The 24,000-nt window shown below is 64.8% G+C and carries 18 protein-coding genes; 13 read left to right on the top strand and 5 right to left on the bottom strand.

All coding sequences use genetic code 11. The annotated features are described in order from the left end of the window. The first annotated feature begins 8 nt into the window (after positions 1 to 8). Positions 9 to 1,019 carry an inorganic phosphate transporter gene (locus BLQ58_RS00195; protein ID WP_092594047.1) on the top strand — a complete coding sequence of 337 codons (1,011 nt, stop codon included), beginning with the start codon at positions 9 to 11 and terminating at the stop codon, positions 1,017 to 1,019. Between the two features lie 56 nt (positions 1,020 to 1,075). Here the strand turns inward: BLQ58_RS00195 and BLQ58_RS00190 are convergent, their stop codons facing one another. From BLQ58_RS00190 to BLQ58_RS00170, 5 genes are all read right to left on the bottom strand, one after another. Then, complete coding sequence (locus BLQ58_RS00190; RefSeq protein ID WP_029051486.1) at positions 1,076 to 1,741, bottom strand: C40 family peptidase; 666 nt, start codon at positions 1,739 to 1,741, stop codon at positions 1,076 to 1,078. Between the two features lie 134 nt (positions 1,742 to 1,875). Beyond that, positions 1,876 to 2,406: a hypothetical protein gene (locus BLQ58_RS00185; RefSeq protein WP_029051485.1), complete on the bottom strand. Its 531-nt coding sequence runs from the start codon at positions 2,404 to 2,406 to the stop codon at positions 1,876 to 1,878. A gap of 168 nt (positions 2,407 to 2,574) precedes the next feature. Beyond that, entirely contained in the window at positions 2,575 to 4,272 is a 1,698-nt protein-coding gene (locus BLQ58_RS00180) for a PhoH family protein (RefSeq protein ID WP_029051484.1), read from the bottom strand. 395 nt (positions 4,273 to 4,667) lie between these two features. Further along, positions 4,668 to 5,129 carry a peroxiredoxin gene (locus BLQ58_RS00175; protein WP_029051483.1) on the bottom strand — a complete coding sequence of 154 codons (462 nt, stop codon included), beginning with the start codon at positions 5,127 to 5,129 and terminating at the stop codon, positions 4,668 to 4,670. A gap of 198 nt (positions 5,130 to 5,327) precedes the next feature. After that, on the bottom strand, positions 5,328 to 5,714 hold the full coding sequence (locus tag BLQ58_RS00170; RefSeq protein ID WP_029051482.1) for an Mth938-like domain-containing protein: 387 nt from the start codon (positions 5,712 to 5,714) through the stop codon (positions 5,328 to 5,330). 1,358 nt (positions 5,715 to 7,072) lie between these two features. Between BLQ58_RS00170 and ltrA the strand changes: the two genes are divergently transcribed. From ltrA to BLQ58_RS00110, 12 genes are all read left to right on the top strand, one after another. Continuing rightward, complete coding sequence (ltrA, locus tag BLQ58_RS00165; RefSeq protein WP_029051481.1) at positions 7,073 to 8,797, top strand: group II intron reverse transcriptase/maturase; 1,725 nt, start codon at positions 7,073 to 7,075, stop codon at positions 8,795 to 8,797. A 202-nt stretch (positions 8,798 to 8,999) separates the two neighbouring features. After that, positions 9,000 to 10,229, top strand: a complete 1,230-nt coding sequence (locus BLQ58_RS00160) for a pyridoxal phosphate-dependent aminotransferase (RefSeq protein ID WP_029051723.1) — start codon at positions 9,000 to 9,002, stop codon at positions 10,227 to 10,229. Between the two features lie 51 nt (positions 10,230 to 10,280). Further along, on the top strand, positions 10,281 to 11,591 hold the full coding sequence (locus BLQ58_RS00155) for a homoserine dehydrogenase (protein ID WP_092594046.1): 1,311 nt from the start codon (positions 10,281 to 10,283) through the stop codon (positions 11,589 to 11,591). Between the two features lie 24 nt (positions 11,592 to 11,615). After that, positions 11,616 to 13,061 (top strand): threonine synthase, encoded by a 1,446-nt coding sequence (gene thrC, locus BLQ58_RS00150; RefSeq protein ID WP_029051690.1) that lies wholly within the window; start codon positions 11,616 to 11,618, stop codon positions 13,059 to 13,061. A gap of 143 nt (positions 13,062 to 13,204) precedes the next feature. After that, positions 13,205 to 14,440: a molybdopterin molybdotransferase MoeA gene (gene glp / locus BLQ58_RS00145; RefSeq protein ID WP_029051689.1), complete on the top strand. Its 1,236-nt coding sequence runs from the start codon at positions 13,205 to 13,207 to the stop codon at positions 14,438 to 14,440. 11 nt (positions 14,441 to 14,451) lie between these two features. Then, the gene (gene moaD / locus BLQ58_RS00140) at positions 14,452 to 14,709 is read left to right on the top strand and encodes a molybdopterin converting factor subunit 1 (RefSeq protein WP_092594512.1); all 258 of its coding nucleotides are present in this window, start codon (positions 14,452 to 14,454) and stop codon (positions 14,707 to 14,709) included. A 1-nt stretch (position 14,710) separates the two neighbouring features. Continuing rightward, positions 14,711 to 15,208, top strand: coding sequence for a molybdenum cofactor biosynthesis protein MoaE (locus tag BLQ58_RS00135; RefSeq protein WP_092594045.1), 498 nt, complete (start codon positions 14,711 to 14,713; stop codon positions 15,206 to 15,208). A gap of 34 nt (positions 15,209 to 15,242) precedes the next feature. Further along, the gene (gene crcB, locus BLQ58_RS00130; RefSeq protein WP_092594044.1) at positions 15,243 to 15,623 is read left to right on the top strand and encodes a fluoride efflux transporter CrcB; all 381 of its coding nucleotides are present in this window, start codon (positions 15,243 to 15,245) and stop codon (positions 15,621 to 15,623) included. Positions 15,624 to 15,938: 315 nt separating this feature from the next. Then, positions 15,939 to 18,104: a D-(-)-3-hydroxybutyrate oligomer hydrolase gene (locus BLQ58_RS00125; RefSeq protein ID WP_092594043.1), complete on the top strand. Its 2,166-nt coding sequence runs from the start codon at positions 15,939 to 15,941 to the stop codon at positions 18,102 to 18,104. Positions 18,105 to 18,312: 208 nt separating this feature from the next. After that, on the top strand, positions 18,313 to 20,901 hold the full coding sequence (clpB, locus tag BLQ58_RS00120; protein ID WP_092594042.1) for an ATP-dependent chaperone ClpB: 2,589 nt from the start codon (positions 18,313 to 18,315) through the stop codon (positions 20,899 to 20,901). Between the two features lie 147 nt (positions 20,902 to 21,048). Beyond that, on the top strand, positions 21,049 to 21,528 hold the full coding sequence (locus BLQ58_RS00115) for an OsmC family protein (RefSeq protein ID WP_092594041.1): 480 nt from the start codon (positions 21,049 to 21,051) through the stop codon (positions 21,526 to 21,528). A gap of 390 nt (positions 21,529 to 21,918) precedes the next feature. Then, entirely contained in the window at positions 21,919 to 23,901 is a 1,983-nt protein-coding gene (locus BLQ58_RS00110) for a gamma-glutamyltransferase family protein (protein ID WP_254775789.1), read from the top strand. Positions 23,902 to 24,000 lie beyond the last annotated feature (99 nt).

The following is a 24,000-nucleotide window of genomic DNA, read 5'->3' as shown; positions in this document are numbered from 1 at the left end:
GCACTGGCATGCAAACAGTACAAATGAGCTTGTGGGTCATCGGCTTGCTGGTGGCGCTGGCGTTGCTGTTCGACTTCATGAACGGCTTTCACGACGCGGCCAATTCGATTGCCACGGTGGTCTCCACGGGCGTGCTGAAGCCGCACCATGCCGTGGCCATGGCGGCCATGTGCAACGTGGTGGCGATCTTCATCTTCCACCTGAAGGTGGCGGCCACGGTGGGCACGGGCACCATCGACGTGCATATCGTCGATCACTATGTGATATTCGGCGCGCTGGTCGGCGCCATCGCCTGGAACGTGATTACCTGGCTGTACGGTATTCCGTCGTCGTCGTCGCACGCGCTGATCGGCGGCCTGGTGGGCGCTGCGGTGGCCAAGGGTGGCACGGGCGTGCTGGTGGGCAATGGCCTGCTGAAGACCGTGGCCTTCATCCTGATCTCGCCGTTGCTGGGCTTCATCCTGGGCTCGCTGATGATGGTGATCGTGGGCTGGACGTTCTTCCGGACGCCGCCGTCGCGCGTGGACCGCTGGTTCCGCCGGCTGCAGCTGGTTTCGGCGTCGCTCTACAGCCTGGGGCACGGCGGCAATGACGCGCAAAAGACCATCGGCATTATCTGGATGCTGCTGATCGCCAGCGGCCACGTGGCCGTGGGCGGCGCAGAGCCGCCGATGTGGGTCATCGTGAGCTGCTACGTGGCCATCGGCATGGGCACGCTGTTCGGCGGCTGGCGGATCGTGCGAACCATGGGCCAGAAGATCACCAAGCTGAAGCCGGTGGGTGGCTTCTGCGCGGAAACCGGCGGCGCGATTACGCTGTTCATCGCTTCGGCGCTGGGCGTGCCGGTGTCGACGACGCATACCATCACCGGCGCCATCGTCGGCGTTGGCTCGGCGCAGAAGATGTCGGCCGTGCGTTGGGGCGTGGCTGGCAATATCGTATGGGCGTGGGTGCTGACGATTCCGGCATCGGCGTTCATGTCGGCCATCGCCTGGTGGATCGGCAAGCAGATTCTGTAAGCCTTGCCGGAAGTATCGGCACACCAAAGAGCCAGGCATTGCGCCTGGCTTTTTTACTATTGATTCGCGAATGCCGCGATCGGGTCGTCTTCCGGCGGTGAGGCCGGGGGTGCGGCGGGCGGTGGCATGGGCGAGGTCGGGGCGGGCGTGATCGACGGAGCAGGGGCTGGCGTCATCGGCAAATTGCTGGCCGCCACGACGCGCCGCGCGCCGTTGTAGCGCGACGCCCAGTAGGACTTGCCCATGTCTTCGAGCCGGACCGTGCCGCCGGTGGCGGGCGCGTGCACGAAGCGGTTCTGCCCGACATAGATGCCGACATGCGAGTTGGCGCGGCCAGTGGTATTGAAGAACACCAGGTCGCCCGATGCCACGTCGCTGCGGTCGAGCGATACGCCGCGCTGGCCCATCTGCTCGGTGGTGCGCGGCAGGTTGACGCTGGCGGCGCGCTGCACCACGTAGCGGACCAGGCCGCTGCAGTCGAATCCGGAATCGGGCGTGTTGCCGCCGTAGCGATAGGGCGTGCCGACCAACGACATCGCCTGGATCGAGATTTCTTCCAGGCCTGCGCTCGGGTCGATCATGGGCTTGCCCGGGGTACGGGGCGGCGAAGACGTATGACGGGCAGGCGGGCTACCGGCGCAAGCGGCCAGCAGCAGGGCGCTGGCACACAGTGCAGTCAAGGCGAGCCGGGACGAACTCCGCGGTGACGGAGCCGGGGACATCGACACACGCGCCGGGCGTGGTGAGGGCGGCAATAGAAGCGGGCGCTGCGGCATCCTTCTTGTCGTTCGGTTGCCGGGTCAGGCGTCCGCCCCACCGTACAGGGTGGGACTGCCAGCGAAAATTCCAGGTATGACTACCAGCGCAACTGCGCGTTGCGCGTACCGGTACTGATCTTGATGGACTTTGGCTGACCCTTGTAACTGGCCTCGATATTGTAGCTGCCTTCTGGCGCACGTATGAGGCAGCGCGGGCCACCCGCGCGGAAATCGGCCACACTCTGGCCATCACGTGTCAGTTTTACGTCAACATCGGCCAGGTACTCGCCGTTGGCACCCCGGGTGAACAGGATGCCCATGTTGAAGTTCTTCTCCTGTTCGGCCAGCCTGGCCCGTTCGTCCTCGGCAATGCCGCCGCAGACATAGCTGACCGGGCCCATGGTGCGGATCACCATTTCGTTGCCTACCGGGGCGCTTGCTGCCGGCGCGCTTGCTACCGGCGCGCTGGCGTCCGCGGCCTTGGCCGGTTGCAGGGCGGCCGCCACGATCACCGTCGCGCCAATCAGCGCAGCCACGGCAAGGCGCTTGCGCCGGGTGGCGCGCGCGTTGTGAGAAAACAGGGTCCTGCTGGTGGACAGGTATCTGCTGAAAGATTGCTGCCTGTTCATCGACGCCTCCGTATCGACATGAACACCCGGCCATCATAGCCGGGTCGTGCGGTGCTGGCTGTCGGTCAAACGCCGACGCTGTGGGTTGCACCACACTACGCGATGCGGCCACGGGCAGCCATGGAACAGGCCGCCCGTGGAATTGCCGGTTTTGCAGTGACTGCCGCGTTACAGCACGTCCGCCGCGTGGTCCGCCAGGCGCGAACGCTCGCCGCGGGCCAGCGTCACATGGCCGCTGTGGCTCCAGCCCTTGAAGCGGTCTACCACATAGGTCAGGCCGGACGAGCCTTCGGTCAGGTACGGCGTATCGATCTGCGCGATATTGCCCAGGCAGATAATCTTGGTGCCGGGGCCGGCCCGGGTGACCAGCGTCTTCATCTGCTTCGGCGTCAGGTTCTGCGCTTCATCGATGATCACGAACTTGTTGACGAAGGTACGGCCCCGCATGAAGTTCATGCTCTTGACCTTGATGCGCGAGCGGATCAGTTCCTGAGTGGCCGCGCGGCCCCATTCGCCGGCGCTGTCGTCGCTCTTCTGCAGCACTTCGAGGTTGTCGTCGAAGGCGCCCATCCACGGCTGCATCTTTTCTTCCTCGGTGCCGGGCAGGAAGCCGATGTCCTCGCCCACGGGCACGGTGGCGCGCGTGACGATGATCTCGTTGTAGAGCTTCTGGTCCAGCACCTGTTCCAGGCCGGCTGCCAGCGCCAGCAGCGTCTTGCCTGTACCGGCCTGGCCCAGCAGCGTCACGAAGTCGACGTCGGGGCTCATCAGCAGGTTCAGCGCGAAGTTCTGCTCGCGGTTGCGCGCCACCACACTCCACACGTTGTTCTTGTTATGGGTGTAGTCCCTGAGCGTCTGCAGCAGGGCGGTCTTGCCGTTGATTTCCTTGACCTGGGCGTACAGCGGCAGGCTGCCGTCCATCGGCTCCAGATAGACAAACTGGTTGACCAGGAACGACGGCACCAGCGGGCCGGTCAGGCGATAGAACATCGTGCCCGACTTCGGGTCCTGCCAGCTTTCCACGCCCTTGCCGTGCTTGGCCCAGAAGTCGTTGGGCAGCTGCATCACGCCCGAGTACAGCAGGTCCTTGTCTTCCAGGACCTGGTCGTTGAAGTAGTCCTCGGCCGGCAGGCCCAGCGCGCGGGCCTTGATGCGCATGTTGATGTCTTTCGACACCAGCACCACCTGGCGCTCCGGATACTGCTGCTGCAGCGCGCTGACCACACCCAGGATCTGGTTGTCGGCCTTGCCCTGCGGCAGGCCTTCGGGCAGCTTGATGTCGTTCAGCCGGGTCTGGAAGAACAGCTTGCCGGCCGCGTCGCGGTTGCCGAGCGTGGCCAGCGGCAGGCCTTCGTCGAGCACGCCGTCGGTGCCGCCCACGAGCTGGTCCAGCGTGCGGCTGACCGTGCGCGCGTTGCGCGCAACTTCGCTCATGCCCTTCTTGTGGTTGTCCAGTTCCTCGAGCGTCATCATCGGCAGATAGATGTCGTGTTCCTCGAAGCGGAACAGCGAGCTCGGGTCGTGCATCAGCACGTTGGTGTCGAGCACGAACAGCTTGCTCGGGCCGGCTGCCTTGCGCGTGCGGCGGGTGGGGCCGGCGGCGGGCTTGACAAGGCTGACGGACGGCGATGCCGGCGGGGTGGCGACCGGCGCCGGGGCGTCGGCGGTCTTGGCCCGGGTTGTGCTGCCGGCGCGTGCACGGGTGGCTGGCGCCTCGGTGTCGCCGGTCTCGAGCAGTGCCACACGCTCGAGCACCGGCACGGGTTTCTTACCCTGCGCGGCTTTGGCCTTGGGCAGTGTCACCGGAGCGAATTCGCTCGGGTCCAGCAGTTGGGCAGGCTTGGCGGGCATGGTAGGCAGCGGCATGCTTGGCTTTCCTTTCAGGGGAGCAAACGGGGGCGAAAAAGCTGGCTTACAGCCGGACGTACAACCGGGAAACGACGGAAATCGGGAAAACCGGAGTGGCGGGACGCAAGGCGTCCCGGAAGGAAACCAACCAGCAAACAAAAAAGCCGCCAGGCCTGGAATACAGGGGTGGCGGCTTGTCTGTGGTCCCGCGACGCGGCAGGTTCGCTACCAGCCCTGGGACTGTGCCTGTCGGGCCGGGACGTTACTGCAGCGTGGCAACTGTGATCGGAACGCATTGAGGCCAAATCTACCCGAAGGTTTTCGCTTTTGCAATCGGTCAGATTCTCGTCGCGGTTGCGCAACTGTCGTCGGGCCGTGCGACGCGCGGGTTGCCTCGCCGAGGATGTTCCGGTTCACATCCCCTTGACGATCTCCAGCACCTCGTCCACATGGTTCGGCACCTTGATGCCGCGCATTTCGTGGCGCAGCACGCCCTTGGCGTCGAGGATGAAGGTGCTCCGCTCGATGCCGCGCACTTCCTTGCCATACATCTTTTTCATCTTGATGACATCGAAGATGTTGCAGATGGCTTCGTCCGCGTCGGAGATCAGCTCGAAGGGCAGTTTCAGCTTGGCCTTGAAGTTTTCGTGCGACTTCAGGCTGTCGCGCGAAATGCCGAAGACCGTCACGCCGGCGGCCTCGAAGGCGTCATGCTGGTCGCGGAAATTCATCGCCTCGGTGGTGCAGCCCGGCGTGTTGTCCTTCGGGTAGAAGTACAGCACCGTGGTCTTGCCGCGGTGGTCGGCAAGACGGAAATCCCCGCCGGTAGCGGGGGCCTGGAAGTCGGGAACGGCCTTGTTGAGACTGACGGTCATGCTGGTGGCTCTCCTGGATGGCAGTGCATCATCGGTGACGGCAGCGGCCCATTGTTGGTTTGTTCGCCCGGACCTGCGCCATGGCGGGTGCAGATTGGGGCAGTCGGGCAGACTTCAAGCGTGGCGGAGGCGCAACCCGGCAAAAAAGTGGCGCATGGCGGGGCACGCCAGCTGCGTGCTTCCCCCGGGTGGTCCGCGTCAGCCCTGTGCAGCCGGCTCCACCAGCAGGACCGCCGCGACCTTGCGGCCCTCGGCCATCAGGATATTGTAGGTGCGGCATGCAGCCTGCAGGTCCATGGCGTCGACGCCGATATGCAGGCGGGCCAGCGCCGCCGTCAGGCGCGGGTGCGGAAAGCGCAGGCGGTTGCCGGTGCCCAGCAGCACGACTTCCGGCTTCTTTTCCAGCAGCGCCTCGAAGTGGGCGGGTTCGAGGTCTTCGAAGCGGCCCACCGGCCAGGGCGCGACATCACCCTCGGGCATGACCAGCACCGACTGGTCGTGTCGGACCGCATTGATTTCGACATAGCCGGGGCCGTAGCCGGTCACGGTATTCAGGTTCTGGGGTTGGTCGGCGTGGAGTTTCAAGGAGGGGGCCTCATGCCGCCCGGGGGTGTCCGGAGGCCGCTCCCTGCGTGGGACGGGCGGCCGGACCGGCCACGGGAGGGGCGGGCGGCGGGTTGGTGGCAGGATCATGCGCGCGCGGGCCCAAAAGGCTCGCTGCAATGCAAGAATCCATGCCGAAGTCTGTCATAATCCGATATCTTATAGCTTTTGGTGCGACACGCACTTTTCGTGTCCGGTAGCTCATCGTTAAGAGCACGCTCAATAGAGCATCGACCTTTGCTGAGACAAGGGGAAGGCCTCGGCCTGAACCGTCCCATCTCAGCCATTTCTTGCTTTGACAAGCCCAGCCGCAAGGTTGGAGCGAGTCCATGTGTTGTGGGAAGGCCAGCGTATCGGCTAACTCGCAGCTTGCTATTTGCTGGATGGATTTCCAGCCATTGCCCAAAGGCGGGGACGCTTGCCTATGGGCAGGTGTCTTTGCAGTACGCACGCTCCCCGGAGGGTGCGGGTGGACATGCAGCAGCAGTTTCGCTGCGTGTTCGCTACATAGCATTTAAACCGGCCCAATAGGGTCGGCGCTACGTTCTTTGGGACGCAGGCCATGCGCTCGCGAGAGCCCGTCTGTCGTCAAGCGCCTGCCAGCACGGAGGCACTGAAGTAATGAAGTGAGGTTCCCGGAGCGATAGCTCTGCGCGTTATGGTTCGGTCGAATACACCCGCGAGGGTGCCTCGATAGAGAACCTGCTATGCGACTAGCAGTAGCCTAGGGAGACATGCGTCACTGGTAACGGTGGGGTGTGAAGCTCTCCTGACAACGTAGCCCCTGTAAGGGTGCGTCCCTGTCGTGAGATAGGTTCGCAGAGACTCCGAGCAGCAATGGGGTCAAGGAGCCAGGCTGACTGGTATGGGTAATGTAAGTGAACTGCTGATAAACGTCGTAAATAAGGCGGTGCCAAAGCTGCTGATAGGCACTAACCAAACGGTACGTGATCGGATGCTCCGCTCGAAAGTCGGAGTACGTCGCTAGATAGATCACCGGCGAAGAGGCAGGCCCTAAGCCAGTCGTGTAATGCGCAGGGAACGTGGTAAGCCCGTATGGCTGCCGGAGCGCCGTATGGCTCTGGCAGGCGAACCGCAAGGGACGCTGTTGGCTGTGCGGGTATGGGAGGTTGGAGAAAGCGAACGCCGGGTTGTAATGATCCGGATAGGGGTTGAAACATCATCCCACGCGAAAGCGAGCAGACTTCCAACTGGTCTTTCGTCGCAAGACGGCTGACTGAACTCGCTTGTTTAATTTTCTTCCCTTTGGGGGGTGACATGCCCCCAAGGGGGCATGTTGTCTCTGCTGTTTGGGGAAGTCCTCAAGATAGGAGAGCAGCATGGAAGCATTGATCCGCGAGGATGAATCTGCGCCCTCCGGCATCCCGCAGCGATGGGGCGACATCAACTGGCGCCGCGTCGACCGGAATGTTCGGGCAATGCAGATTCGAATTGCGAAGGCAACACAGGAAGGGGATTGGCGCAGGGTGAAAGCCTTGCAACGATCTCTGACCCGCTCGTTTTCCGCCAAAGCATCGGCGGTACGACGAGTGGCGATGAACCAAGGAGCGCGGACGGCGGGAGTCGACCGCGTCGAGTGGGACTCACCTGAAGCCCGATGGGCAGCCATTGGGAGGTTGAAGCGCCGGGGGTATCGCCCGCTGCCGTTAAGGCGGGTGTACATCCCCAAGGCAAATGGGAAAGAACGCCCTCTGGGCATTCCGACCATGCACGACCGGGCCATGCAGGCGCTGTATCTGCTGGCGCTGGAACCGGTGTCCGAAGGAACGAGCGACCCGAACTCTTACGGGTTTCGGATCAATCGCTCTACTGCGGATGCCATGTCCCAGCTGTTTGTTTCCCTATCCAAGAAAGCCTCGGCTCAATGGGTGTTGGAAGCAGATATCAAAGGGTGCTTTGACCATATCAGCCACGACTGGCTGGAGCGCAATGTCCCAATGGATAAAGCAATCCTACGGAAGTGGTTGAAAGCTGGCGTGGTCTTTCAGGGCCAGTTTCAGGCGACCGACGCTGGAACACCACAGGGGGGCATCATTTCCCCGACCTTGGCAAATGTGGCACTGAACGGGTTGGAGCAACAACTGATCGAGTCCTTGCGGGCAAGACTGGGCGTTGCCAACACGAAGAAGCTGAAAGTGAACGTCGTACGGTACGCGGATGACTTTGTGATCACCGGCAACACGCCGGAAGTTTTGGAGCACGAAGTGAAGCCGTGGGTAGAGCAGTTCCTAGCAACACGGGGACTGACGCTCTCCACGGAGAAAACACGAATCGTCAACATCGCTGACGGCTTTGACTTTCTTGGGTGGAATTTCCGGAAATACTCGGGAACGCTGCTCATCAAACCGAGCAAGAAAAACGCGCAAGCGTTCTATCGCAAGGTCAAGGAGGTCATCGGGACACATAGGGGGAAACGGACGGCAGATTTAATCCAGACGTTGAACCCGATGCTGAGGGGCTGGGCGCAGTATCACAGCCCAGTGGTTGCGAAAGCGATGTTCGCCCACATGGAGCATCTGATTTTTAGGTCTCTATGGAGGTGGGCAAAGCGGCGACACCGAAGGAAGGATACCGAGTGGGTGCGAAGGACATACTTCGCCTCAGTTGGGAACCGGAACTGGGTGTTCGGTGCCACGATGTGGAATAGGGCGGGTGAGCGCTACTGGATGGAACTGTATTCGATGCCGAGTACGCCTATCCGGAGGCACAAGAAGGTTCGCGGGGACTACCATCCCTTCGACCCAGCGCAGGAAATGTATGGCGAGACGCTGCGGCAGGAACGTATGGCAGAAAGCATGTCGTACCGAAGGCAGTGGGCAAAGCTGTTCATGTCCCAGCGGGGCTTGTGTGCGGTATGCCAGAGCAAGATTACCAAAGAGACAGGATGGGATGACCATCACATCGAACCTCGGGTATCCGGGGGCTCGGATGCTCTAGGGAACCGCGTTCTGGTGCACCCCGATTGTCATATTCAAGTCCATTTCCACGGCCAAGTTGCTGTGAAGCCGGTGTATGATTCGTCCATATACTTTGTAGAGGCTTGAGCCGTATGCGGGGAAACTCGCACGTACGGTTCTTAGGGGGGAGGGGGTCAGTAATGACCGTTCTCCTACCCTACCCTCCCGGTCTGCCACGCTCGACTGCTGCCCAGCGACGCGCGCCGCCAGACGTCCAGGACAATCCAGAAGATTCCCAAGACCGCTGCCGCAGAGACCGGCAGCTTGCCCTGACATCGCCGAAACCGCCGTGAAACCCATCCAGAAATCGAACAAGCTCCAGAACGTTTGCTATGACATCCGCGGCCCGGTGCTGGAAAAGGCCAAGCAGATGGAGGAAGAGGGGCACAAGATCATCAAGCTCAACATCGGCAACCTGGCCGTGTTCGGCTTCGATGCGCCGGAGGAAATCCAGCAGGACATGATGCGCAACCTGCCGAATTCGGCGGGTTATTCCGATTCCAAGGGCATTTTCGCCGCGCGCAAGGCGATCATGCACTACACCCAGGAAAAGAAGATCCAGGGCGTGGAGCTGGACGACATCTACGTGGGCAACGGCGCGTCGGAACTGATCGTGATGTCGATGAACGCGCTGCTAAACAGCGGCGACGAAGTGCTGGTGCCGGCGCCCGACTATCCGCTCTGGACGGCCGCGGTGAGCCTGTCGGGCGGCACGCCCGTCCATTATGTGTGCGACGAGGCCAACGACTGGATGCCCGACCTGGACGACATCCGCCGCAAGATCACGCCGAACACGCGGGCCATCGTCGTCATCAACCCGAACAACCCGACCGGCGCGCTGTATTCGGACGAACTGCTGCAGGCGATCGTCACCATCGCGCGCGAGCACGGGCTGATCATCTTTGCCGACGAGATCTACGACAAGGTCCTGTACGACGGCAACGAGCACACGTCGATCGGCTCGCTGTCCACCGACGTGCTGACCGTGACCTTCAACGGCCTGTCGAAGAACTACCGCTCGTGCGGCTACCGTGCCGGCTGGATGGTGGTGTCGGGCGACAAGCGCCCGGCGCAGGACTATATCGAAGGCCTGAACATGCTGTCGTCGATGCGCCTGTGCGCCAATGTGCCGGGCCAATGGGCGATCCAGACCGCGCTGGGCGGCTATCAGAGCATCAACGACCTGGTCGCCGAAGGCGGCCGCCTGCGCCGGCAGCGCGACCTGGCCCACGAACTGATCACGCAGATCCCCGGCATTACCTGCGTCAAGCCCAAGGCGGCGCTGTACCTGTTCCCGAAGCTCGACCTGTCGATGTATCCGATCCAGGACGACCAGGAATTCATCTACGAACTGCTGCAGGAGTCGAAGGTTCTGCTGGTGCAGGGCACGGGCTTCAACTGGGACGCACCGGACCATTTCCGGATCGTGTTCCTGCCGCACGAGGAAGACCTGCGCGAGGCCATCAGCCGCGTGGCACGCTTCCTTGAGAACTATCGCAAACGTCACGGCACGGCCTGAGCCGCCGGGGCGCCCCCATTTTCGTATCAAGCAACCCAGAGTCAGACGTCCATGAATCCCATCAAAGTCGGCCTTCTCGGCATCGGTACCGTCGGTAGCGGCACGTTCAACGTGCTCAAGCGCAATCAGGAGGAAATTCGCCGCCGTGCAGGCCGCGGCATCGAGATTGCGGTGGTGGCCGACCTCAACACCGAACGCGCCCGTGAGCTGACCGGGGGTACCGTGGACGTGGTCAGCGACGCCAACGACGTGGTGACGCGCCCGGACATCGACATCGTCGTCGAGCTGATCGGCGGCTACGGCATCGCGCGCGAGCTGGTGCTGAAGGCCATCGAGAACGGCAAGCACGTGGTCACCGCCAACAAGGCGCTGCTGGCCGTGCATGGCAACGAGATCTTCGAGGCCGCCCGCAAGAAGGGCGTGATCGTGGCCTTCGAGGCGGCGGTGGCCGGTGGCATCCCCATCATCAAGGCGCTGCGCGAAGGCCTCACGGCCAACCGCATCCAGTGGATTGCCGGCATCATCAACGGCACCACGAACTTCATCCTGTCCGAGATGCGCGACAAGGGGCTGGATTTCGACACCGTGCTCAAGGAAGCGCAGCAGCTGGGCTATGCCGAGGCCGATCCGACCTTCGACATCGAAGGCATCGACGCCGCGCACAAGGTGACGCTGATGAGCGCCATCGCCTTCGGCATGCCGGTGCAGTTCGACCGCGCCCACGTGGAAGGCATCACCAGGCTGGCCGCCATCGATATCAAGTACGCCGAGGAGCTGGGCTACCGCATCAAGCTGCTGGGCATCACGCGCCGCCGCGAAGAGGGCGTGGAACTGCGCGTGCATCCGACGCTGGTGCCGGCCTCGCGCCTGATCGCCAATGTGGAAGGCGCGATGAACGCCGTGCTGGTGCAGGGCGACGCCGTGGGTGCCACGCTGTACTACGGCAAGGGCGCGGGCGCCGAGCCGACCGCGTCGGCCGTGATCGCCGACCTGGTGGACGTGACCCGCCTGCACACCGCCGATCCGAACCATCGCGTGCCGCACCTGGCGTTCCAGCCGGACGAACTGTCGAGCGTGCCGGTGCTGCCGATCGACGAAGTCACCAGCTCGTACTACCTGCGCATGCGCGTGGCCGACCAGACCGGCGTGCTGGCCGAAATCACCCGCATCCTGGCCGAAGCCGGCATCAGCATCGACGCGATGCTGCAGAAGGAATCGCGCGAGGGCGAGCCGCAGACCGACATCATCATCCTGACGCACCTGACGCGCGAAAAGCACGTCAATGCCGCCATCCGCAGCATCGAAGGCCTGCAGACCGTGCTGTCGCCGGTCACGCGCCTGCGCATGGAAGAACTGAACTGAGACGCCGAAACTGGACGAATTGCCATGAAATACCAGTCGACGCGCGGCCATGACATGCCGCAATCGTTCTCCGAGATCCTGCTCGGGGGCCTGGCGCCGGACGGCGGCCTGTATCTGCCGAAGCAGTATCCGCAAGTTACCGCCGATGAACTCGAGGCGTGGCGCAAGCTGCCGTACGCCGATCTGGCGTTCGAGGTGCTGTCGCGCTTCTGCGACGACATCCCGGCCGACGACCTGCGCGCGCTGACGCGCAAGACGTACAAGGCCGAGGTGTACTGCAACGCGCGTCCCGGCGACAACACCGCCGACATCACCCCGCTGCGCACGCTGGGCGAGGAAGGGGGCACCAGGCTGCAACTGCTGGGCCTGTCCAACGGCCCGACGCTGGCCTTCAAGGACATGGCCATGCAACTGCTGGGCAACCTGTTCGAGTACGCGCTCAAGCGTGCCGGGCTGAAGCTCAACATCCTGGGCGCCACGTCGGGCGACACCGGCAGCGCGGCCGAGTACGCGATGCGCGGCAAGGAAGGCATCCGCGTGTTCATGCTGAGCCCGCACCGCAAGATGAGTGCGTTCCAGACCGCGCAGATGTTCAGCCTGCAGGACCCGAACATCTTCAATATCGCCATCGAAGGCGTGTTCGACGACGCGCAGGACATCGTCAAGGCCGTGTCGAACGACCACGCGTTCAAGGCCCGCCAGTGCATCGGCACCGTGAACTCGATCAACTGGGCGCGTGTGGTGGCCCAGGTGGTGTACTACTTCAAGGGCTGGCTGCTGGCCACCGATGGTCCGGGTCAGAAGGTGTCGTTCTGCGTGCCGTCGGGCAACTTCGGCAACGTCTGCGCCGGCCATATCGCGCGCATGATGGGGCTGCCGATCGACAGGCTGGTGGTGGCCACCAACGAAAACGACGTGCTGGACGAGTTCTTCCGCACCGGCACCTACCGCGTGCGCACGTCGGCGCAGACGTACCACACGTCGAGCCCGAGCATGGATATCTCGAAAGCGTCGAATTTCGAACGCTTCATCTTCGACCTGCTCGGCCAGGACGCCGGCAAGCTGGCCGCGCTGTTCCGCGACGTGGACGCCAAGGGCGGCTTCGACCTGTCCGGCACGCCGGAATTCGACCGCATCCGCCAGTTCGGCTTCGTCTCGGGCCGCAGCACGCACGATGACCGCCTGGCCACCATCCGCGACGTCAAGCAGCGTTACGACGTGACGATCGACACCCATACCGCCGATGGCGTGAAGGTGGCGCGCGAGCACCTGTCGGCCGGCGTGCCGATGGTCGTGCTGGAAACCGCGCTGCCGGCCAAGTTCGCCGACACGATCCGCGAGGCGCTCGGACACGAGCCCGAGCGCCCGGCTGCGTTCGATGGCATCGAGTCGTTGCCGCAGCGGTTCGAGGTCATGCCGGCCGACGCCGACACCGTCAAGGCGTATATCGTGCAGCACACGGGCCTGTAATAAGGGGTATTGCCTCAGACTCCTGTGGTTCCGGCGCCAACTCGCTACAATCGGGTTTGCCGGGCCCCGCTGCCACGGCCCCCGGGCGTTGCTCCCGGGGGCTGTTTTGCTTTCTGGGGCCAACCCAGATTCCAAAGACCCCCATGACCCAACCCGCAGCGCGTCCCCCGATGCTGACGATGGCCCAGGCGCTGGAAGCCCTGCTGGCTGGCGTTCGTCCCATCACCGAAACGGAAACCGTCGATACGCTCGATGCCAACGGCCGCGTGCTGGCGGCGCCGGTGACCAGTACGCTGCGTGTGCCGCCCGCCGACAATACGTCGATGGACGGCTACGCGATGCGCGCGGCCGATGTGCCGGCCGAAGGCACGCGCCTGCCGGTGTCGCAGCGCATCCCGGCCGGTCATGTCGGGTCCGAGCTGGCGCCGGGCACGGCCGCGCGCATTTTCACGGGCGGCCTGATTCCGCCGGGTGCCGATGCCGTGGTCATGCAGGAGCAATGCCAGGCCGACGGCGATGCGGTGATCGTGAACCATGTGCCGGCGTCGGGCGAGTGGATCCGCCGCGCGGGCGAGGATATCGAGGCCGGCAGCCAGATCCTGCCGGTGGGCGCACGGCTGTCGCCGCAGGCGCTGGGGCTGGCCGCTTCGGTCGGGCAGGCCAGGCTCGATGTGATTCGCCGCGTCCGGGTGGCCGTGTTCTTTACCGGCGACGAACTGGCGATGCCGGGCGAGCCGCTGAAGCCCGGCGCCATCTATAACTCCAACCGCTTCACGCTGCGTGGCCTGCTGGAAAACCTGGGCTGCGAAATCACCGACTTCGGCATCGTGCCCGATACCCTGGCTGCCACGCGCGACACGCTGCGGCGAGCGGCCGAAGGCAACGACCTGATCATCACGTCGGGCGGGGTGTCGGTGGGCGAGGAAGACCATATCCGTCCGGCCGTGACGGCGGAAGGGCGCCTGGACCTCTGGCAGATCGCGATCAAGCCCGGCAAGCCGCTGGCGTTCGGCCAGGTGGCCAATGGCACCGACCAGCCGACCTTCTTCATCGGCCTGCCAGGCAATCCGGTATCGAGCTTCGTCACGTTCCTGCTGTTCGTGCGGCCGTTCCTGCTGCGCCTGCAGGGCGTGGCGGACGTGACGCCGCGCCGCATTGCCATGCGCGCCGACTTCGATCTGCCGAAAGGCGACCGCCGCAATGAATTCCTGCGCGCGCGCCTGAACGATGCGGGCGGGCTCGACCTGTTCCCGAACCAGAGTTCGGGCGTGCTGACGTCCACGGTCTGGGGCGATGGCCTGATCGACAATCCGCCCAACCAGCCCATTGCGCGCGGCGACACCGTGCGGTTCATCCCGTTTGCCAGCCTGCTGGCCTAGGTTTCATGCCGATGCAACTTGAACTTCGTTATTTCGCCAGTGTGCGCGAGCAGGTAGGCCAGGCCGCCGAACGCGCCGAGGTGCCCGCCGACGTACGTACCGTCGGCGATCTGCGCGGCTGGCTGCGCGCGCGCGGCGGTGTCTGGGCCGAGACGCTGGCCGAAGGCCGCGCGCTGCGCATGGCGGTGGACCATGCCGTGGCCCGTGCCGACACGCCGCTGGCCGACGGCTGCGAGGTCGCCTTCTTCCCGCCCGTGACCGGAGGCTGAGATGACGGTCCGTGTGCAACACGAGGATTTCGATCTCGGTGCCGAAGTGGCCGCGCTGCGCGCCGGCAATCCGGGCGTGGGAGCCGTGGCCAGCTTTATCGGCACGGTGCGCGATGTCAGCGACGGCACCCCCGTCAGCACGATGGAGCTGGAACATTACCCGGGCATGACCGAAAAGGCGCTGGCCCGGATCGAGGCTGCGGCGTGCCAGCGATGGGCGCTGCTGGGCGTGACGATCGTGCATCGGGTGGGGCTGTTGCAGCCGCTGGACCAGATCGTACTGGTCGCGGTGGCGTCCGCGCATCGTGGCAACGCCTTTGCCGCGTGCGAGTTCATCATGGATTACCTAAAATCCGAGGCGCCGTTCTGGAAGAAGGAAGCCACGCCGGAGGGCGCGCGCTGGGTGGACGCGCGGGTGTCGGACGATGCGGCATTGCGCCGCTGGGGTATCGAATCGTTCAACGCCGAGGCGGCGGGTACGCCCGACAACAACAAATAAGTTCGAAAATTCGAACGGACGAAAGGTCGAATCGATGGGTCCGATGGGGTTTGTGGCGGTGGGCGTGGGCGCCGCGTTGGGGGCATGGCTGCGCTGGGGGTTTTCCGTGATGTGGAATGCCGTCAATCCGGCGCTGCCGTACGGCACGCTGGCTTCGAACCTGGTTGGCGGATATCTGATAGGCCTGGCGGTGGCGTTCTTCGACACCCATCCGTCGCTGCCCCCCGAGTGGCGCCTGCTGGCCGTCACCGGCTTTCTGGGCGGCCTGACCACGTTTTCGACGTTTTCCAGCGAGGTGATCGGCAACCTGCTGGCTGGGGACTATCGCTGGGCGCTGGCGCACCTGGCGACCCACCTCGGCGGGTCGCTGCTGCTGACCGCGCTGGGCATCTGGACGTACCGCACGCTATCCTGAACCGTCGGACTGTGCGGGAGGTCTCGCACGAATCCCCCGTTCTGGGGCATAGGTAACAGTCCCGATACTTTTGCCGCTAGCGGTCCGTCGCGGACCGACTACTATTTCCCGCATGGGCATTGAGGTGTGCAACGCACCTCGCGTCGTTCGCCTGTCTGCTTTCACAATCATTAGAAAGTGCAGCTACGGTCGCTTGCCGGCCCGCCGTGGCCTTCAAGAATCCGGCGGTCCGTCGGCGGCCATCCGCTTCGCGCCCCCCAGCAGTCCTTGTGTTATCGCGGCTTACCGTTCCGTCCAATGACAAGGAGACACCCCATGCAGCATCGCCATGCCTCGCCCGCCAGCCCGCAACTGCGGCGCCGGTTCCAGGAGACCGCCGTCGCGGCTGCGGCGGCCACCCTGTTGATCTCGGCCTGTGGAGGCGGAGATTCGCCCAGTACGCCAGGTGGCGGGGGCAGCACTACGCAGAATCCTAACAATCGGCCCACATTCATTGTCGGGACGATTTCGGTCAAATCCTACGACGGCTCGTCGGATGACCTGCTGACGGCGGGGCTTGGCAAGGACGGTCTGGCGGCCGCCGCGGCACCGGCATTTGCCGATCCCACTGCGCCAACGGCGGCGGAATTGCGCCGCAATGCCATATTCGTCAACTACCGCGCCATCGTGGACGTCCAGGCAGCCGGGGGCTACGGCTCGCTGTATGGGCCGAACGTCGACGCACAAGGCAATGTCACGGCCAGCCAGGGCAAGGTTCCGGGCACCGAATACCTGGCCTTTGCCGATGACGGCACGGGCACAAAAAACGTGACGATGATGGTGCAGGTGCCGGATTCGTTCGATAAAAGTAACCCATGCGTCATTTCCGCGACTTCGTCCGGGTCGCGCGGCGTGTACGGCGGCATCGCGGTCGGCGAGTGGGGTCTCAAGCGCGGCTGTGCGGTGGCCTATACCGACAAGGGCACGGGCGCGGCACCGCACGACCTGGATACCGACACCGTGCCGCTGATCGACGGCACGCGCGGGGACCGTCGCGGCGTAGGCAAGGCGGCCCAGTTTGCGGCCCAGCCTGGCGCACAATCGCTGGCGGACTTCACCACGGCCAACCCCCATCGACTGGCCTTCAAGCACGCCCACTCGCAGCAGAACCCCGAAGCCGACTGGGGCAAGAACACCCTCCAGGCCATCCAGTTCGCCCTGTTCGCCATCAATGACCGCTTCGGCACGATGGGCGCCGACGGCGTGCGCCAGGCTACCTTTACGAAGAACAACGTGCTGGTCATCGCGTCGGCCATCTCGAATGGCGGCGGGGCGGCAGTGGCCGCCGCCGAGCAGGACACCGACGGCCTGATCGACGGCGTGGCCGTTGGCGAGCCGAACGTGGAAATGCCGCCGAGCCCGGTCATTACCGTGCGGCGCGGCGGTACGCAGGTGGCCGCGTCCGGCAAGCATCTGTATGACTACACGACGACGGCCAACCTGTTCCAGCTGTGTGCCAGCCAGGATCCCACGCTGGTCAACGCTCCGCTGGCGGCGGCGCCCGGCACGTTTGGCGTCAATCGCTGCACATCGCTGAATGGCAAGGGCAAGGTGACCGGAGCCACCGCCGGCGACCGGGGCACATCGGCACTGGCGGCCCTGCATGCCGCGGGATGGGAAACCGAATCCGATGAGCTGCATTCGTCGCTGTCGGCGCTGGAAGTGGCCAGTTCGATCTCGGTCACCTATGCCAACGCCTATTCGCGCGCCAGTGTGACGGACCGGCTGTGCAACTACAGCTTTGCGGCGGTCGGTACGGCGTTGACGCCCGTGGCGATTCCGGCGGGCTCGCTGGCCGGCATGTTCTCCACCGGCAATGGCATTCCGCCGACCGCGCCCGTTACGCTGATCAACGACGCGAACCCGAGCGGTCCGCTCCGCGATCTGGTCTCGCAATCGCCATCGACCAACCTGGCCGACGGCAATCTCGACGGCGCCCTGTGCCTGCGAGCCTTGCTCGACAACCAAAACGCGGCGCTGATGGCCGGGATCGGCCAGACATACCGTAACGGCAACCTGCGCGGCAAGCCGGCGATGATCGTCCACGGCCGCAGCGATGCCCTGCTGCCGGTCAACCACACGTCGCGGCCCTACCTGGGCCTGAACAAGTCGGTGGAGGGCAGCGCCAGCAAGCTGTCGTATGTCGAGGTGACCAACGGGCAGCACTTCGATGGCTTTATCGACGTGATCGCCGGCTACGGTGCGCGGTATATCCCGATGCACCTCTACCTGAACCGCGCGCTCGACGCCGTGTATGCCAACCTGAAGAGCGGCACTGCGCTGCCGCCGTCGCAGGTGGTGCGGACCACGCCGCGTGGCGGCAGCAACACGGTCGCGGTGGGGCCGCAGATCCTGCCGTCCAACGTGCCGCCGATCGCGGCCAACCCGGCCGCCGCCGACACGATCTCGGTCAGCGGCACGACCGTCGACGTGCCGAACTAGCCGCGCCGCAGCGCGCGGAAGACGAAGTCGCCCGCCATGCACTTGCAGTCTGTACAAGTTGTGTGGCGGGTGTCTTGAAATGTCAATGCAAAGCCCTATCTTTCGTGAGTAACGTGTCCGGCAGGGCATCCGCGCAATGGCAGCCGCAGGGCTGCCACGCCGCCGCCCCGCACCAGGACACACTCATCGACCAGAGAGAGGGCGCCTGATGCGAATTGACAAACTCACTACCCGGTTCCAGGAAGCGTTGGCCGAAGCGCAAAGCCTGGCCCTGGGCCACGACAACCAGTACATCGAACCCCAGCACCTGTTGCGTGCGCTGCTGGCCCAGGACGACGGGGCGGCCCGTACGCTGCTGTCGCGCGCCGGTGTGAACGTGAACGGCCTGCAGACCGCGCTGGATGCGGCCATCGGCCGTCTGCCGCAGGTGCAGGGCACCAACGAGGTCCAGGTCGGCCGTGACCTCAACAACCTGCTGAACGCCACCGAGAAGGAGGCGATCAAGCGTAACGACCAGTTCATCGCCAGCGAACTGTTCCTGCTGGCCGTGTCCGACGACAAGGGCGACACGGGCCGCATCGCGCGTGAGAACGGGCTGTCGCGCAAGTCGCTGGAGGCGGCCATCACGGCCGTGCGCGGCGGCGAGAACGTGAACAGCGCCGACGCCGAATCGCAGCGCGAGGCACTCAAGAAGTACACGGTGGACCTGACCGAGCGGGCCCGGGCGGGCAAGCTCGACCCGGTGATCGGCCGCGACGACGAAATCCGTCGCGCGATCCAGATCCTGCAGCGCCGCACCAAGAACAATCCGGTGCTGATCGGCGAGCCCGGCGTGGGCAAGACCGCCATCGTCGAAGGGCTGGCGCAGCGCATCGTCAACGGCGAAGTGCCCGAGACGCTCAAGAACAAGCGCGTGCTGGTGCTGGACATGGCCGGGCTGCTGGCGGGCGCCAAGTATCGCGGCGAGTTCGAGGAACGGCTGAAGGCCGTGCTGAGCGACGTGGCCAAGGACGAAGGCCAGACCATCGTCTTCATCGACGAAATCCACACGATGGTGGGCGCGGGCAAGGCCGAGGGCGCGATCGACGCGGGCAACATGCTCAAGCCGGCGCTGGCGCGCGGCGAGCTGCACTGCATCGGCGCCACCACGCTGAACGAGTACCGCAAGTACATCGAGAAGGACGCCGCGCTGGAGCGCCGCTTCCAGAAGGTGCTGGTCGACGAGCCGAGCGTGGAATCGACCATCGCCATCCTGCGCGGCCTGCAGGAAAAGTACGAGCTGCACCACGGCGTGGAGATTACCGACCCGGCCATCGTGGCGGCGGCGGAACTGTCGCACCGGTACATCACCGACCGCTTCCTGCCGGACAAGGCCATCGACCTGATCGACGAGGCGGCCGCGCGCATCAAGATGGAAATCGACTCGAAGCCCGAGGCGATGGACAAGCTCGAACGCCGCACGATCCAGCTCAAGATCGAGCGCGAGGCCGTGAAGAAGGAAACCGACGAGGCATCGCGCAAGCGTCTGGAACTGATCGAGCAGGAAATCACGCGGCTGGAGAAGGAGTACGCGGACCTGGACGAGATCTGGCGCGCCGAGAAGGGCGCTGCCCAGGGCGCGGCCGCGCTGAAGGAAGAGATCGAGAAGATCAAGCTCGACATCTCGCGCCTGCAGCGCGAAGGCAAGCTCGACAAGGTGGCCGAACTCCAGTACGGCAAGCTGCCGGCGCTGGAAGGCAAGCTGCAGGCGGCCAACAAGGCCGAGGCGGCCGAGCAGAAGCAGCCCAACAAGCTGCTGCGCACGCAGGTCGGAGCCGAGGAAATTGCCGAGGTGGTGAGCCGCGCCACGGGTATCCCCGTCGCCAAGATGATGCAGGGCGAGCGCGAGAAGCTGCTGAAGATGGAAGACAAGCTGCACCAGCGCGTGGTGGGGCAGGACGAGGCCGTGCGCCTGGTGTCCGACGCCATCCGCCGCTCGCGCGCCGGCCTGTCGGACGAGAACAAGCCGTATGGCTCGTTCCTGTTCCTGGGGCCGACCGGCGTGGGCAAGACCGAGCTCTGCAAGGCCCTGGCCGAGTTCATGTTCGATTCGGAAGAGCACCTGATCCGCATCGACATGAGCGAATTCATGGAAAAGCACAGCGTGAGCCGGCTGATCGGCGCGCCGCCGGGATACGTGGGCTATGACGAGGGCGGCTACCTGACCGAGGCCGTGCGCCGCAAGCCGTACGCGGTGATCCTGCTCGACGAGGTCGAGAAGGCGCACCCGGACGTGTTCAACGTGCTGCTGCAGGTGCTGGACGATGGTCGCCTGACCGACGGCCAGGGCCGTACCGTGGACTTCAAGAACACGGTGATCGTGATGACGTCGAACCTGGGTTCGCACATCATCCAGGCCATGTCCGGCGAGCCGCAGGAGGCGGTAAAGGGCGCGGTCTGGCAGGAGGTGCGCACGCATTTCCGGCCCGAGTTCCTGAACCGGATCGACGAGGTGGTGGTGTTCCACGCGCTGGACCAGAAGAACATCGAGTCCATCGCCAGGATCCAGCTGCAGCGCCTGCAGTCGCGCCTGGCACGCATGGACATGACGCTGGATATCAGCGAGCGAGCCCTGGAGAAGATCGCCAGCGCTGGCTACGATCCGGTGTTTGGGGCGCGTCCGCTGAAGCGGGCGATCCAGCAGCAGATCGAGAACCCGGTGGCCCGCGCCATCCTCGAAGGCAAGTTTGCCGCCAAGGACGTGGTGCCGGTGGATTACCAGGACGATCACTTCACGTTCGGACGCGTCGTTCACTAAGCCGGGCGGCAGGCGGTATCGCCAGCGTCGCCATCATCGCCAACGAAGGAAGGACCTCTGCGGAGGTCCTTTTTTTTCGCCTTCCGCTTTCGGCCTTTTGCGCCACAATACCGGCTCGACCCGATTCCCACCCTCTGGAGCAATCCCATGGCTCATGGCGAGCACAAGTACCACGTCACCGTGGAATGGACTGGCAACCGCGGCACCGGCACCACCGGCTACCGCGCCTACGGCCGCGACCACACGATCCGCGCCGGCGACAAGCCCGAGATCCCCGGTTCTTCGGACCCGGCCTTCCTGGGCGATGCCACGCGCTGGAATCCGGAAGACCTGCTCGTCGCGTCGGCCAGCGCCTGCCACAAGCTCTGGTACCTGCACCTGTGCTCGGACGCCGGCATTGCGGTGCTGGCCTATGTGGACCAGGCCGAGGGCACCATGACCGATGGCCCGGCAGGCGGGCAGTTTTCGGAAATCGTGCTGCGCCCGCATGTGACCATCCGGACCGGCGACGATGCGGAACGGGCTGCGCACCTGCACCACGTGGCGCATGAGAAGTGTTACGTCGCCAATTCGGTCAATTTCCCGATCCGGTGCGAAGCGGTCATCGACCAGGCGGCCGCCGCCTGAGCCATATGCTGGCAGGTGGGGCAGGGCGTATGTCCGCTGTCTCACCCATACCGCGCGAAAGATGCCTGGCCATCACCATGCTCATGGTCTAGTGTTGACACATTGCATTGATTGACAAGCCAACAGTCAGCACGGTCATGAATCCCCATGTTGCCCTGACCAACTCCTCATAGCGCCCTGCGCCCGCGCTGTCGCGCGGGCAATCCTTCCATCCCAGCCCGTCGTCTGAATGTTCCGAGCCATCAGCCCGGCGGGCCGCGTTCGCCCTTGCGTCCGACAAAAACACGGCAGACGCTGCTTGCCCGTTGCTCCCCGCCTGCCAATCCGACATCCGCAAATCGCGCCCCCCCTGGCGCTTCTTTGTAGTCTGGAGGAAATATGGTGTTGCCAATACGGAAGGTCCCCCTGACCCTGGCGGCCGCGGTTGCGGGCACGCTGCTGGTCGTATCCTGCGGTGGCAGCGACGACAACTCGACGCCGACCACGCCCGCCACGCCACAGGCCGATAACAGTTGCCAGGTGCTGGCCAGCAACGGCAGCACGGTGGTGGTCGGGTCGAACCAGCCCGGCGACCCGGCATTGCCGGAAGCTGCCACCGGCTATCGCACCGGGTTGAAGCCGGTGTACGCCAGGACCTATATGGTGTCGACATCGAACGCCTACGCCAGCGCGGCGGGCTGCGCGGTGCTCAAGAATGGCGGCACGGCCGCCGATGCCGCGGTGGCCGTGCAGGCCGTGCTGGGCCTGACGGTGCCAGAGGCCACGGGCATGGGGTCGGGCGGCTTCATGCTCTATTACGATGCCACCGCGAAGACGGTGCAGGCCTACGACGGGCGCGAAACGGCACCGGCGGCGGCCACCGAGAACTACCTGCGCTACGTGGACGACGCCACCGACCAGACGCTGCCCAAGCCCAGTGCGCGTGCCAGCGGCCGGTCGATCGGCACCATTGGGGTGCCCCGGCTGATCGAGCGCGTGCAGAAGGAACACGGCAAGCTGGCCTGGAAGGACCTGTTCGGCGACGCCATCTCGCTGGCCACCAACGGCTTCCCCATCGGCGGCCGGCTCGCGCAGGCCATCTCGTCGAACGCTGCCAGCCTGAAACGCGACCCCGAAGCCACCGCCTATTTCTTCAACGCCGATGGCACCCCCAAGGCGCTGGGCACGGTGCTCAAGAACCCGGCCTATGCCAACACGCTGACCGCCATGGCCGCGCAGGGCGCCGACGCGCTGTACAAGGGCGCCATCGCCAGCGACATCATCGCCAAGATCGGCGCGACCACCGCCACGGACGGCACGCCGACCACCCCGGGCAAGACCACGCTGGCCGACCTGGCCGCGTACGAGGCCAAGCTGCGCACGCCGGTCTGCGTGACGTACCGCGCGTACTGGATCTGCGGCGCGCCGCCCCCGACATCGGGCGGCATCACCGTGGCATCGGCGATGCAGATCATCGAGAACTTCGATATGGCGTCGTTCAAGCCCCACCCCGTGGATGGGGAGGGCGGCAAGCCGACCGTGCAGGGGGTGCATCGGGTGAGCGAGGCCGAACGGCTGGCCTACGCCGACCGCGACAAGTACGTGGCCGATACCGACTTCGTGCCGCTGCCAGGCGGAACGTGGGACACGCTGCTGAACAAGCCCTACCTGCAGACGCGTGCGGCGCTGATCGATCCGACCCGTTCGATGGGTACGGCAACGGCCGGCAACTTCGGTGCGGTGCCGCTGGGCGTGGTACCGCTGGTCGAACACGGCACGAACCACTACTCGATCGTCGACGCGCAGGGCAATGTGGTCAGCGCCACGACGTCGGTAGAGTCGAGCATGGGGTCGTTCCACATGACCAACGGCTTCCTGCTCAACAACCAGCTCACCGACTTCTCGGCCGCCCCGACCGACGCCAGCGGCAACCTGGTGGCCAACCGGGTGCAGCCGGGCAAGCGGCCGCGCAGCTCGATGGCGCCGACGCTGGTGTTCCGCAAGGCGCCCGACGGGTCGATTGGCGATTTCCTGATGGCCACGGGCTCGCCGGGCGGCGGCACCATCCCGCAATACGTGGTCAAGACGCTCGTGGGCGTGCTCGATTGGGGGCTTGACGCGCAGCAGGCGTCGAATCTGGTGGATTTTGGCGCCAGCAACAGCGCGACCACGACCATCGGCGGCGAGCATCCGGACATCGATGCCAGCAACGCCGGCGCCAACGATCCGCTGATCACCGGCCTCAAGGCGCTGGGGCACACGATCTCCACCGCGGCACAGTCCAGCGGCGTCAACACGATCCTGCGCACCCAGGCCGGCGGCGCGCCAGTGCTGCAGGGCGGCACCGACCCCCGGCGCGAGGGCGTCGTGCTGGGCAACACCTTCACGCCATGACTGCCACCTGAACTACGCCGTTCGGCAGGGCCATCCGGTCGCGTCGGCCGGATTTCGCAGCCAACCGCCCGCGATTGTGGGGCGGTTGACCTGCGTCAA

The sequence above is a fragment of the Ralstonia sp. 25mfcol4.1 genome (assembly GCF_900104095.1).
In the GTDB taxonomy this organism is placed as follows: domain Bacteria; phylum Pseudomonadota; class Gammaproteobacteria; order Burkholderiales; family Burkholderiaceae; genus Cupriavidus.
The sequence above is the reverse complement of the archived record's forward strand: the minus strand, read 5'-3'. Positions and strand labels throughout refer to the sequence as shown.